The following is a 13326-nucleotide window of genomic DNA, read 5'->3' as shown; positions in this document are numbered from 1 at the left end:
CACAGGCGTAGAAAAGATCGGGCAAAGCGCTGTCGTTGACAGCAACCCAGGTAGCCAGAACCTTTAAGGCTACGCCACACAGTGGTGGTTCTCCCAAAGTGCGATTAGCGTCCGGCGGCTCGCACGGTCACTCACCGAGTGATGGATGCCTACTTCAGATCGTTGCCATTGCGGCAAATACATCCCCCTTCCCAGCTGCCCTGCAGCAACCTTTCCGCTTGGCCATTTCACTGCGCCAACCTGCGCCCGTCTCTTTCTTCTGGAAAGAGACGGGCGCTCCTACCGCTGCTGCAGCCCAGCTCGTACAAGGCTTTGCGGCATTCCCCTTCGTGACAATCGGCGTGACAAACACCGAAAAGTCACCAGCAACAGCGATGCAGATGATGGTGCCGCAGCCCACGGAGTGGACTGCACCTGACTGACAGTCAGGTTTGCCCCGCTCATCGCTTCAATGCCTACACCCGACTCAGGATCTCGCGGCATTGGCCTCGTCAGCCAATGCAGCCTCCACCCGCCCACCGGTAACGGTGTTCAGGAGGCCAGATCATGAGATGCCCTTGCTCCCGGACGTAAGGAGCCGCCAGTCCCACGTAGCGGACATTCCCCACAGGTCGCAGGGGCCTTGATCCCTGATAACACTCAGCATTCTTGGCGGGATGACATGGGGCGAGGAGCAGAGATCGGAAGCGGAGGTGACCGACATGGCATTAGTGGGTAGACGCGATGGCCGCAATTTCGGTTACGGCAGACAATTGAGCTACGCAGGGCCGCAGGCGCTAAAAGACATGTTCGGCGGCGGCCACTACGGCACAGTCAAGGCGCACAGTGATCGGTGGCAGGCATTCGTGAAGTGGTGCCGCTCCGAACAGGGGCCCGGTATCAATGATGCACGGCAGATTGATCGAAAGGTATTGGCCGACTACGCGGCGTATCTGCGCGACATTGTTAGGCGCGGCTATCTCGCCGTCAGCACCGCGCAAAACCGCCTATCCAGCGTTAACAGGACCATGGCAGCGCTTCGCGGTGATCAGCATGTGAAACTGCCAAGTCCGAGCAAGGCGTTGGATATGCAGCGCAGCGGAGTTCGACACTCAGTACCGCAGGGCCAAGACCGCAAACAGGTTAAGCAGATTGTCGATGTGCTTTGCCGCGATCATCAGCTACGGGCCGCTGCAATCGTTCTGTTGGCGCGAGCCACCGGCATGCGCTTGCGTGAGGCCATCCTAGCCGACTTGCCACGGCTGAGCCGTGAGGCTAACGACCTAGGCAGGATCAACATTCAGGATGGCACCAAAGGCGGCCGAGCTGGCGCCTCAGCGCCACGATGGATTACGGTGGACCACCATGTTCAAGACGCACTTGGGTTTGCACGGCAGGTGTCGCCTGCGAGTAGCCGCAACCTGATTGCGCCAGACGAAAGCTATCTGAATATTCTGCAGGAAATCATCCGCCCAGCACGGGACATCCTGCATGCACACAACCTCAAAGGCTTCCATGAGCTACGAGCGGCATACGCATGTGAGCGTTACGAGCAAATCACCCAACATCGCGCGCCAATCAACGGCGGTGAATGCTGCCAGTTAGATCAGCACCTCGACCGCGAGGCTCGTAGGCAAATCAGCTTTGAACTGGGGCATGGACGGATCGATGTGGTCGGGGCCTACATTGGAGGGAGCGTATGAGCAAGCCATTCGATATGGAACTGTTCTTGGCTGCGGTTCTGACGGGTTCGTACGCAACCCGGCAGCGCCATTTACGGCAAGCAAAGCTCATCCAAGCTGAGATATCTGAACGGTGGCAGCTCGAGACACCTTGGGCTTGGCGAAGAAAGCATTTGACTTGGTTTCTTGAGCACCGACTAGCTGGGCAATGCGCGGCGACTCGGTACTACTACCTGCTGACCGTGCGGCTGCTGGCTCGTCGTTTAGAAAGAGCATGGGTCTTCAAGTGCTAAGAAGGTCTGACTTTGATAATCACGACCGACCGCAACTGACCGATTCTGTTGAAAAAGTCGGCTTCGAATTCCACACCAGAAAAGTACGCGTCTGAGATTGAAATCTGAGTTTTTAGCAGAAGGTTCAAGGCTCGGATTTAACGTAGCAGCGTGCAACAGGGGTGTTTTCATCCATCAATATTCGAGTGTTTTGGGAGAACCGACTTTTTCAACACAATCGACCCATAGCTGCCACTCGTGGAGAGTAGCTAGCGCCAGCATCGGACACCCCAAGCGTCAACAAGCCCGGGAGTTTGGATGGACGCTTATAGATCGCCAGTGCAAAATAAGGCTTCAGTTACTGCGTTATTTTGTGAGCCTCATAGTGGACTGCCCCCGGCACCGTAGACATCTCCAGCCTATGCCCTTGAGAACCGGATCAGCCTCTTGGGCGCTTATTCTCCCAGGGCTTGAACCTATCCACGTCGGGACGCCAGACAGTGGCTGATCGTGGCAGAATAAGCAGAGATAAGACGTAGTCATACTGATCAGATGAGATCTTCATCTCTCGGACAGCGGTACCAGCTTCAGCGTGTGGAAACCAGATCTTGGCTGGCAATTCGACTCCTCGACGCTCGTGCTTGACTCCCGCTGCAACGGCAATTGAGCCAGCTGGAACCTCGATGGTTTGCTTGCGTGTAGCGAAGAACACTCCTGCTCGCTTTGCTGGCCTACTCGGAAACGCCCACTGCATGAAACCGTCGCGGGACAGAATCAACACCGCGTTTTCTTCTGTGTAGTTGAGCCACTTCAGAACAGCGGCTGTAAGAGAAACGCCATAACGCTCAGCACAGTGGCCGAGCAGATCCAGGTCAACGTTGGTAGTGACCTGAGCCCTAAAGTCATCCAGCGGCATGAGTAGGAACGAGGCGAAGAGGTCTGCTTGCGCCTCAATGGTTTTGTCTTCCCACTCAAGCATGTCATCGCTACTGCACTGAAAGGCCGACCGCTCCTGACGATGCAGGATGTAGTGGCCTAACTCATGAGCCTGTGTGAAACGGATCCGACCTGGTGACGCCATTGCGCTGTTGTACAGCAGCATCCATTTCTTCCGCTCATCGTCCGGAAACAGCGCGCCATCAAAGCTCTTGATGTCAACGGGAGTGACTTCAGTGATTGGGTCCGACCAGCCAAAAATGTTGGCCGCTTCTTTGGCCAGCATCGGCACATCCACTGGGAATCTACCGCCATGCACGCCACCAACCACCTCCATGATTTTGGACAGCCGATTGGCAGCTTTCTGAGGCGTCCATACCTGCTTGTCGGCCATTAACTTCCCTTTTTGAAGGTTTCCAAAATCTTCCGAAGATGCTCCTTGGCATCCGGCTCAAGATTCTTGTACCCACGAAAAAACGCGTCGTCCAGATGGCGTTCCTCAGGGGCTCTTACGTCTTCCTCGAAAAAGTACTGGGTAGCTACGCCCAGTACGTCAGCCAAGGCGGTTAGCTTCTCAGCTGATGGGCGTTGGGATTCACGGTTTTCCAGTTCCCAAAGGTAGCTTTTACTCAGACCTGCCATGTCTGACAGCTTCTCCAAGGTAAGCCCGCGCTGCTTGCGCAGCTCGCGGAGCTTCTCACCGAGACGGGTCGTCACGATCTCGCTCCTTTCTATTGGTTGCCAAAAAATTGTACCACTATTCCGAACAAAGGGTTTGACTTTACCGAATTTCGGAGTAGCGTAAGTAGAAAGTTCGCTATCCCGAACTTTTGGTTTGAGCTAGCGATGTGCGCTGCTTGGCGTGATCGTTCTGGTTCCGTTTGATACGCATCCCCAGGGGGAATGGCATGTCCAGAGAGCACGTCAACCATCGTGACATCGCACGGTTCGCTGAAGAAAAAGTGAACCTGCCCAAAGAGAAAGCTACTGCATACCGCGAGCAGGCAGGGCGCTTACAGGAAAAACTGGAGCGCTACCTCTCTGACCATCCTGACTTTTCACTGCGGCGAATGCTCGTTTCCGGCAGCCTAGCGAAAGGCACCTCCCTGCGGTCCCTCAGCGACATCGATGTGGCGGTTTACATAAGCGGATCAGAGGCGCCACACGACACAAAGGCTTTGATCGATTACCTGGCCGAAAAGTTGCGCAAAGCCTTTCCAAATTTCAGCCCAGAGCAAGTCGTACCCCAAACCTACTCCGTGACCGTGTCGTTTCGTGGGTCGGGTCTGGATGTTGATATCGTCCCTGTTCTCTACAGCGGTCTTCCCGAGTGGCGGGGCAACCTGATCAGCCAGGAAGACGGCTCATTCCTGGAAACAAGCATTCCACTGCATCTGGAGTTCGCGAAAGCCCGTAAACGTGCTCAGCCGACCCACTACGCGCAAGTCGTGAGGCTCGTGAAGTACTGGGCAGCGCTGATGAAGCGAGAGCGGGATGGGTTTCGCTTCAAGTCATTCATGATCGAGATGATCATGTCGAAGCTGTGTGATGACGGGGTCGATTTCTCTGACTACCCCGAAGCTCTTCAGAGCTTCTTCACCTACATCGCCCGCTCCGAGTTGCGCGAGAAAATCTTCTTCACAGACAACTATTCGGCATCACAGGTCGGCAAGTTCACCGACCCCTTGCAGATCATCGACCCCGTTAACCCTACCAATAATGTCGCTCGGCTTTATACGAAGCAGAACGTAGACGCGATCATCGAGGCCGCGCTGGATGCAGGTGATGCGATCGATGCGGCGCTTTTCGCGCCGAACAAGCAGCTCACTGTTGGTTATTGGCAGCAAGTCTTCGGATCAACCTTCCAGGTTTGAGGCAGCAGCATGTCGTCCTACAGCTATGTGGTAGCGGAAACCCAAACTTTCACACTCACTCACGCCAAACACATGGCCTCGAAGGTGGCAGCTGATCTGATGCGCCTTCAACGCCTGTATGGCCAACCCAGCACCCAACGGATCCTGGACTTCGAACAGGAAGTGACCAAGCTCTTGAAGGCAGGCTACCTCGGTACCGTGACCTACGGTTTCAAGCGTGACGGAAACTGGATCGAGCCCACCCTCAGATACACAGCGTCAGACCTTTCGGTAGACGGCGCAGATGATTCGCCTGGACGTATTAGCCCAAATGCAGATGTTTCTGGGGCCAGATTTGCGAGCTACCTGACCTACAACGCTGCCTGGGATCTTGCGTCGCAGAGTGATCGCGACGCTGTCGAGAAGGATTTGCCATTTAGCCGTAACGGCGCACCTGAGCCGGGAGTAAGTGGCTACATGACGTCTGACCGTTCGTACTCATCTGGGGGCCGCGCCCTTAATCGTTCGACTGTGAGGAGTTACTGATGAGCAAGCCCGCACTGGATGATCTTTTCGAATACCGCGTGAACTATCCTGACTTTGAACCCCAGGCCAGACTTGCCAAGCTGGTGGGCCTTGACGACCAGAAAGTGCGGCTGACCAAAATTCTCGGCCTGCTGGTTAACTCCGCTGGCCTCACCGACTGGGCGAAGAAATTCCATCCCGGTTCCGAGGATCTGCTTGAGACGGTGTTGCGCCGCCCACCTCTGGTCGTCCTAGCTGGCGACGTGGGCAGTGGCAAAACCGAACTGGCCGAGACGATCGGCGATGCTGTGGCACGCCAGGAAAAAATCAATATTACACTTTTCCCATTGAGCCTTTCGACCCGTGGCCAAGGCCGAGTCGGTGAAATGACTCAGCTGATATCGGCGGCTTTTGATTACACGATCGAAGAGGCCAAAAAGCTCAAGTCGAGTGATGGGCGCGCACGAGGAGCTGTGATCCTGCTCATCGATGAGGCAGATGCTTTGGCCCAGTCTCGGGAAAATGCGCAAATGCACCACGAGGACCGTGCCGGGGTGAATGCTTTCATCCGGGGCATTGATCGAATCGCCAACGCTCAACTCCCTGCCGCCGTGATCATGTGTACCAATCGGCTCAGCGCACTCGATCCTGCGGTCAAACGCCGCGCTGCCGAAGTGCTGTCATTTGGCCGGCCAAACGATGCACAACGTCGCAGTGTGCTTACAAGACGCCTTGCGCGCCTGGGTATTCCAGACATTGCATTCGACGAACTGGTGAGAGTAACGGGACCTATGGAAGGCAACATCCCAGGCTTTACTTTCTCGGACCTCACACAGCGCCTGATCCCGTCGATAGTTTTGGATGCGTACCCGTCCCAGGCCATCAATGCGGGGCGAGCAGTCCGAGTGGCTACGGAAATGAAGCCGACACCAGCTTTTCAGGATCATCAACCCTAACCCAACCACCCGCCGATCAACCGTGCCCTGCGAGTGAACAACCATGGCTACTAAAAAGGAACGCATCGCCGATACCGCCTGGATGAAAGATGCTTTTGTAGATGTCCAGGCGGAGCTGGCCTTGAAGCTGAAGCGAGCGGCCCAATCCATCTCGCACGCAGGAACGCACGGCACAGTGGTCGAGGATCATTGGATTGAGGTGTTTAGGGCCTACCTGCCGAATCGCTACCAAGTAGCAACCGGCCTGGTGATCGACAGCCTGGGCAACCGAAGTGACCAAATTGATATCGTGATCTTCGACCGTCACTTCACACCGACTCTGCTCGACCAGCAGAACCACCGTTATATCCCGGTCGAAGCCGTGTACGCGATTTTCGAATCCAAGCCACATTTCGATAAAAGCTACATGGAATACGCAGGTAACAAAGCGGCGTCGGTGCGCAAGCTCCACCGAACCTCAGTTCCGATTGCCCACGCTGGCGGAACCTATGCCGCTAAGCCTCTGTTCCCCATCCTTGCCGGCATTGTCGCCCCCAAATCAAGCTGGGCTGATGGCTTAGGAGAGCATTTCCTGAAGCACCTGCCGACTGATGAATTAGAGCGATTGGATTGTGGCTGCGCGCTGGATGACGGGGCGTTCGATAGTTTCGATGAGAAACTCAAGATAGTTGGATCCGAGGGCTCGCTGATCTACTTCCTATTCCGACTGCTCTCACGTCTTCAGTCGCTTGGCACGGTTCCGGCCATTGATTGGGCAGCATATGCAGCTGTCATTAATAGGTAGTTATTTTGCCGTAGCCCACAGCGCAGTTTCGGAAACTTATTCATGATCAAGTCGATTCGCAATTTACTGTACCGCCCACCCGCGATACCTAAAGCAGGCGAAGATTTTGGCGACTACCAGACGAACTTCGTTAACGCCATTCGCTTCACTGAGTCTTGTGGGTTATCTGTAGAAAGGCCGGATTGGAAGCCTTATGAGACGCTTGAACCTGAGGGAAACTTTCTCGAACCAGCGCTGCTGGCGGCTGGGGTCAAAGATCTGAGGAAATCAGCTTTCCAGTGCCTCAAATGGTCCCATTACCTCGCACCTCACCTCGAACAGAAGCTTGGGCGCAAGGTATGGGTGACCTTAGGCCAGATCTGGAAGGAAGATCGAGCACTGTTCTCTCCCACTTGGGAGGACCTGCGTAACTGGAGCAAGCGGGGCATCACTATCGAGGAAATGCACAAGCCCGGTTCAGCAGGACTAAATTTGCATGCCTGGCTCACGATAGACAGCGGTGAGATCATCGAACCCACGATGATGACCTCGATTGCAACCCTGTATCCAGATACATACTCCCATTTCCTATGTGCCATTGGTTGGGGTCAGCCTTCTGACATTCTTAGCGAGCACAAATACTTCCCGATGGCTGTGGGCGCTGAGTTTGCAGAGTGCATTCACAGCCGAAGCCAGATTGGATTGCTGGCAAGCAATTCACAGGAACTACATTCCGTACCGGTGGCAATTTTGTTTGGAAATTAAAAGGCAGCAGGTCGTTCAGGTCATGATAATTGCATATACTGAGCAAACTTTCTGAAATTCACTCAATTGTGTAACATGACCAACCTCGGGTGATTACGAGCTTGGTAGCGAGATTTCGCCATGGGTGATTATATATTTTTCTAAGATTGCGTCGTGCAAACACACGACGATCTGGCTTGCTGAGATATAGTGCCAGTGCACTTTTTGCACAAAAATAATTAAACTTCTCGCATCTATGGAAAGTGCACGCCAAAACAAATACCATGATTTTGCAAGACCCAACATCAACATCATTATGCAGGAGAAATACCATGGCGCTTAAACCAGGCCCTAAGCCAATTGCTAAATCTACCGGCGAAGTTGATAAGCGTCGCCGCGACAACAAAGACACACCAGGCAACAACCCCGATTTGAAACCTAGCAAGTCTTCGAAGAAATAAATTCTTCGCTGCCAAAAGCTACCGAATGGTAGCTTTTGGCAGATCTGATTTTACATCAAACGACGAAACCCTAACTGATGGAGCGTCGATTGATATTCAGGTTAGATTGTCTCGAACCGGCAGTATCTAGTTTTAATAGGCGTCTACTCGCCTCTGAGCAATGCTGGGAGACAGGAGGTGTTTGACTCATGCCCTGGAGAGAGTCTGAGTACGGCATTGGTATGGGACGTTGAAAGTTCTCGCCAAGTCGTAGTAATGACGCGTCTCATCACGATGAAGTCTGAGATGATTGCCAGAGAGCTGATCGGTAGACCCCAGCTAACTGCTGGTTTTTACGCGGATACGAACCGCAGAAAATTATCCAAAAAGATGAACAGACGGCCTTATCCTCAACAGTCCGCTATGGGTCGATTGTGTTGAAAAAGTCGGTTCTCCCAAAACACTCGAATATTGATGGATGAAAACACCCCTGTTGCACGCTGCTACGTTAAATCCGACCAAAATTGAACGCTCAAGAATCCGCCTAGATAATCGCTTCTACGGCAGTTTCCTACATTGCCCTTCCTTATGTCCCCGCATTACCCTCAGACTTTGCTACTCATCCAAGGCATGGGATCGCCGTCATGGCTCTCGCAGAAATGTGAGAGTTTTGTTGTTTCTGAGGGCAACCTATCACCCTAACGCTCCTGATCATGTGTTCGGCAATCCACCTCTCACCTCTGCACCTTTTTTCAAACGCTCGAATTTCGCTCAAAATAGAAAAACCCCTCCTCTTTTTTCAAAATCCCCTCCCCCGCCTTCGGTGCAAGACAAATGACAAGCTGACATTGACGTCGCCAAGCAATTCATGGCACTTTGGCATCACCAGCTTGAACCCAATAAATGGACTGTTCTACTCCGACTCTTTCATGCCGAATGGTCGACAGCAGAGCTTAGAGGGATGCTTATGCCATGGCTGCAAACGGTGCTGAACGTTGAAATTAACGATCAAATTTCTTCTGACGACCGAACCACTCCAACAACATTTTTAGGTTGGCCAAGACAGACTGTTTTTACCGACGTCATAGAGGGTGGACAAGCGGATTTTGACGCACCAATCGGACACCTCAGCGGCGCTGATAGGGCGTTACTCTATGCAAAGTATAATCAAGTTAGACACTTAGACGAATTGAAACACGCTTTCCGTCAGCTATTTCAACCAGGGCAGAGCTATGGCGACCCTCTGATGATCGATCTCGGCTGTGGCCCTTTCACAGCTGGGCTAGCTCTAGCGGCAACGCTAGGCAAAAACGACGTATTTGATTACTACGGCGTGGACCACTACCAATCGATGAGAGATCTTGGACTGCGATTAGCTAACGCCACTCGGGCTCATGGCGGGTTGCACGATCGTACGAAGTACCAATTCCTGCAAGATTTGAATCAGGTAAATTTCGGCCCGATCCGAGGAAGCCTTACTCTGTTCGTCGCATCTTATTTGCTAGCGAGCCCAAATCTCAACATTGAAAATTTGGTACGAGACATGGTTAACGCTCACACCAGGGCAAGTTTGGGACCTGCCGCAGTGCTATACACTAATAGTGCCCGCGCAGAAGCCAGAGCTAAGTTTCCAGAGTTTAAAAAACTTCTCATCGAAGCAGGGTTTAATTTAGTGATCGACCATATCGACAGGTTCACAGAAACAGTCAAAACGCCCACGGATGTCCACTACGCTCTTTTCTTCAAGCCTGCGAATTTTAGTATTCGACGAGACAGAGCCCTATGAAACTTCCGTTGCTAGATGACCTTATTCATGAGCAATTGGATATCTACGATGCTGATCCCGAGACCCCATTGTTTGTCTTGGGACCACCAGGGTCTGGTAAAACTTCTCTGGCAGTACTCCGGATGCAGTTGTTACGTTCGCTAGGACATTCGTGCCTGCTCATCACAAAAAATCGATTGCTAGCTTCTCTGGGTTCACAGCTTGGGAATCAAGTCCTAAACGTAACCACCATGCACTCCTTTATTAGCAGCGACCACTCACAAAGAATTGGCTGTTTCGCACCCGAGCCTCGGCCATTCATATACGATTGGGCTACGCTGCTATCCAACTACGAACGGGCCAATATTGAACCACAGTGGGATCATTTGGTGATTGATGAAGGTCAGAACCTACCCGCTGGATTCTTCGCATGGGCTGTACGTTATGGTGCAAAAACTGTAAGTGTGTTCGCAGATGAGGACCAAACCACCGACAGCCAAAGAGCTTCTATCGAGGATATTCTCGCTGCTCCTATGCCCGATCCGATCCGACTATCAGCCAACCACCGGAACACTCGAGAAATAGCTGCGTTGGCCGAACACTTTCACAGATCAAGCACTCTCCCACCTGCCGTGGTACAAAGGCCACGTAGCGGAGATATGCCACGCCTTGTAACATTTACACAATGGAATGACGCAATTTCTTCTATTGCAAATCGCTTGACCAACCGGGGCGGCTCAATTGGCGTTATCGTCTATCCAGTGTCGAAAGCGCAAGCGGTGCATCAGATGCTGAAATCCGCGCTGCCGCCTGAGACCCGAGTAGATCTTTACACCCATCGAATGCCAAAGGGATCTGAACAGAATATCCACCCAATGAAGGCAGGAATCACAGTATTGACTGGCGAGTCCGCTATCGGCCTAGAGTTCGACAGCGTCTACCTGCAGGATCTTTCGCGCTCCCTACCTAGCGTTGACAAAGATCAATGCCGTCGCATGTATATGCTTTGCGCAAGGGCCCGTGACTCGTTGATACTATTGAATGAACCGACGCCGCTGACAACAGCCCAACTCTCAAGCCTTCCTGACTCGACTCTACTCTCACGATGACCCAACCATCGCAGCCCAGCTTGACCTTACCCTTGCAGTTCGAAAGTGAGCCGCACTCGGCAGAAACGACACCTGCTGCGCCTATGAGGCTTGCTTTCTCAATGGACCATCGGGCTTGGCTTAGCTTGCTGGCTGAGGAGTGGTGGCCCATAAGAAGAGATTTAGTTTGGGTCCGAGTTGGTATAGACCAACCAGTGCAGACACCTATAGCTGATGATCGAATAGAGGTGCTTGCCTGGGTCGATCCTCAAAAGCTGCCCAGCGACGCGAAAGTCATGATCTGGCGTAAGAGTGAATGGGTCAATGCAGCCTTAGGCACTCTAAAACCTAAGGATAAACAACTGGTTTGGCCTGGCCCAGTTCCGCTTTTTGCAATTACTCACTTCTCGGTTACTTCGCAGGATCAGAAGGTGCGCCTACAAGGTATGGCGCAAGGCTTTGCAAACTTAGCACTGCCGGAACAAGAAATATTTATAGAAGAGCACTCCGGATTACACCCACGAGATCTGAAGGAAAAGACCCCGAAATACCCACTGCAACCTCCTGAGTATTGGAACGCTCTGCGTGGCGCCGCCGCAATGGCTCTGTGGGCAGTTCCAAAGATCACCCCGTGGCTTGTAAAGGCCAGCGAGTGGTTCGGCGAAACGAAATCCACACCAATGCCTTGGGCGCCTTGGCTCGAAAAAGCTCCTTGGGTGTGCTTCACGATGATCAGCGAAAGCGACTCACGAGATACTCTGCTCTGGCGTGCAATGCTTGAGGTCTTCATGCAATGCAATATTCGGGAATCTTGGCAATCTAGCGAACTCCTAGAGTCAATATGTGATAAAGCGCGTACTTTTGGTGTAGATCCAGAATCTTTAGACTCCTTACTTTTGGATACCGCTGCGATTTTAGACGACCGCGGTGTCATCGACTCAGCACTATCGCAACGAGATCCACTAGGGTTGGCTCTACAACTAGTACTGTTACGCCCTAAGCCTGAACAATTTATCACTTGGAAAAACGATCTACGTAGTATTCCACCAGCTGTTTGGTGGTCCGCCGCGATCCTCAGCGGATTGATTGTAGGCTATCGTAATCTAGACATCCGTTTTCGCGGCGGCCTCGCTGCCTCTAGACTTGCAGCCTTACAAATATGGCAACGCTCGGAAAAAAAACCGAAGAATTTTCCATCATGGGGTGCGACATCATCTCCCCTAGAACTAGATATCAAGCAGACAAACGTACGGTTGAAGATTGGTGAGGATGTGATTATTGATCGCCCCCTCAGCAGTCGAGGTCTTTGGTTTTCTGCCGATTATGAGAATTCAAATGTATTACAGATAGCTCAGGACATCGCAGAAAGACAATATCCCGAAGCCCTGCGCTCCTATGTAGATATCACAGATTTGACCATCGCCTACAGTGGTAGCGGCAGGCTGACGGTGAATTCTGAAAATAAGACTGTAAGCGCTAGAGGCAAAGTACTGATTGATATCGGACATGTTAAAGCAACTCGCGCATTGGATGTTTTGCGCTTCAAAAATTGGATTGCTTCAAGCTCCATTTCAGAAAGGCTAACAGATCCTCCACGAGAGATCCAAGCTGAAGTATCAACTAACCATAGCAACCCAGAGGGCTTAAGTCTTACTCCTGAATTTATCAGCACAGATGAGGAACAAAAACTTATCAATCTCGTTGACAGTAGCGATTGGCTAGGAGACCTCCGTCGACGCGTCCAGCATTATGGATGGAAATACGATTATCGCTCGCGCTCTATCCAACCTTCTTCTTATCTAGGGCCTTTGCCAGAGTGGGCAGATAATTTGGCATCCCGCCTAGTAGATCACGGATTAGTTTCTGAAAAACCTGATCAGGTAATTGTCAACGAATATATCGAAGGACAAGGCATCAGCAAACACGTAGATTGTCCAGGTTGTTTTAGAGGAACTATCGTAACCATAAGCCTAAATGAAACTTGGTCAATGATATTCCGTCGCCGCAACGAGAAATATGAAATGCTATTACCGCGTCGAAGCGCTGCATGCATGAACGGATCCTCAAGGTACGACTGGACGCACGAAATTCCACAGCGGAAAACTGAGGGAAAACAACTTCGAGGTAGGCGGATATCTTTGACCTTTCGAAAAGTTGACATTAGCTGATTTCAAAAGCCAGCCTACTGCCCAGAAAATCAGTCGGTGGGTTGCTTCCTGGATCGGTCAAAAAAGTTCTTCGAAAAACGTTTTTTTGACAGGCATAATGATTTATACCTCAGGTGCAAACCTCCTTCCGTCGCTGCCAATTCAGTGACAGGGCC

13 protein-coding genes are annotated in these 13326 nt (G+C 52.1%); 11 read left to right on the top strand and 2 right to left on the bottom strand.

Going from position 1 to position 13326, the window contains the following annotated elements; all coding sequences use genetic code 11:
• Window positions 1-701: 701 nt before the first annotated feature.
• Window positions 702-1682: an integrase domain-containing protein gene (locus tag MF4836_RS04540; protein WP_078469689.1), complete on the top strand. Its 981-nt coding sequence runs from the start codon at window positions 702-704 to the stop codon at window positions 1680-1682.
• Window positions 1679-1954: a hypothetical protein gene (locus MF4836_RS04535; protein WP_078469347.1), complete on the top strand. Its 276-nt coding sequence runs from the start codon at window positions 1679-1681 to the stop codon at window positions 1952-1954. Before MF4836_RS04540 ends, MF4836_RS04535 begins: the two co-directional genes overlap by 4 nt.
• A gap of 418 nt (window positions 1955-2372) precedes the next feature.
• Here the strand turns inward: MF4836_RS04535 and MF4836_RS04530 are convergent, their stop codons facing one another.
• Together MF4836_RS04530 and MF4836_RS04525 are read right to left on the bottom strand one after the other, a co-directional pair.
• Entirely contained in the window at window positions 2373-3263 is an 891-nt protein-coding gene (locus tag MF4836_RS04530; protein ID WP_078469346.1) for an ImmA/IrrE family metallo-endopeptidase, read from the bottom strand.
• The gene (locus tag MF4836_RS04525; protein ID WP_078469345.1) at window positions 3263-3586 is read right to left on the bottom strand and encodes a helix-turn-helix domain-containing protein; all 324 of its coding nucleotides are present in this window, start codon (window positions 3584-3586) and stop codon (window positions 3263-3265) included. Before MF4836_RS04525 ends, MF4836_RS04530 begins: the two co-directional genes overlap by 1 nt.
• 191 nt (window positions 3587-3777) lie before the next feature.
• On the opposite strand from MF4836_RS04525, the gene MF4836_RS04520 reads away from it, so the two are divergent.
• The 9 genes from MF4836_RS04520 (at window position 3778) to MF4836_RS04480 (ending at window position 13171) form a co-directional block, all read left to right on the top strand.
• Window positions 3778-4743, top strand: coding sequence for a CBASS oligonucleotide cyclase (locus MF4836_RS04520; RefSeq protein ID WP_078469344.1), 966 nt, complete (start codon window positions 3778-3780; stop codon window positions 4741-4743).
• A 9-nt stretch (window positions 4744-4752) separates the two neighbouring features.
• Window positions 4753-5268, top strand: coding sequence for an HORMA-1 domain-containing protein (locus MF4836_RS04515; protein WP_078469343.1), 516 nt, complete (start codon window positions 4753-4755; stop codon window positions 5266-5268).
• On the top strand, window positions 5268-6203 hold the full coding sequence (locus MF4836_RS04510) for an AAA family ATPase (RefSeq protein WP_202971956.1): 936 nt from the start codon (window positions 5268-5270) through the stop codon (window positions 6201-6203). The genes MF4836_RS04515 and MF4836_RS04510 overlap by 1 nt, the downstream gene beginning before the upstream one ends.
• A gap of 43 nt (window positions 6204-6246) precedes the next feature.
• Window positions 6247-6987: a DUF6602 domain-containing protein gene (locus MF4836_RS04505; RefSeq protein ID WP_078469341.1), complete on the top strand. Its 741-nt coding sequence runs from the start codon at window positions 6247-6249 to the stop codon at window positions 6985-6987.
• A gap of 42 nt (window positions 6988-7029) precedes the next feature.
• A complete protein-coding gene (locus MF4836_RS04500; RefSeq protein WP_078469340.1) occupies window positions 7030-7731 on the top strand; it encodes a hypothetical protein in 702 nt (233 codons plus the stop codon).
• Window positions 7732-8042: 311 nt separating this feature from the next.
• Entirely contained in the window at window positions 8043-8171 is a 129-nt protein-coding gene (locus MF4836_RS35945) for a hypothetical protein (protein WP_274522631.1), read from the top strand.
• Between the two features lie 946 nt (window positions 8172-9117).
• The gene (locus MF4836_RS04490; RefSeq protein WP_153050188.1) at window positions 9118-9936 is read left to right on the top strand and encodes a hypothetical protein; all 819 of its coding nucleotides are present in this window, start codon (window positions 9118-9120) and stop codon (window positions 9934-9936) included.
• Complete coding sequence (locus MF4836_RS04485; RefSeq protein WP_078469338.1) at window positions 9933-11024, top strand: AAA family ATPase; 1092 nt, start codon at window positions 9933-9935, stop codon at window positions 11022-11024. The genes MF4836_RS04490 and MF4836_RS04485 overlap by 4 nt, the downstream gene beginning before the upstream one ends.
• A gap of 32 nt (window positions 11025-11056) precedes the next feature.
• The gene (locus MF4836_RS04480) at window positions 11057-13171 is read left to right on the top strand and encodes an alpha-ketoglutarate-dependent dioxygenase AlkB (protein WP_202971955.1); all 2115 of its coding nucleotides are present in this window, start codon (window positions 11057-11059) and stop codon (window positions 13169-13171) included.
• Window positions 13172-13326 lie beyond the last annotated feature (155 nt).

The organism is Pseudomonas sp. MF4836, assembly GCF_002018875.1.
Lineage (GTDB): Bacteria > Pseudomonadota > Gammaproteobacteria > Pseudomonadales > Pseudomonadaceae > Aquipseudomonas.
This window is presented reverse-complemented; position numbering and strand designations above follow the sequence as displayed.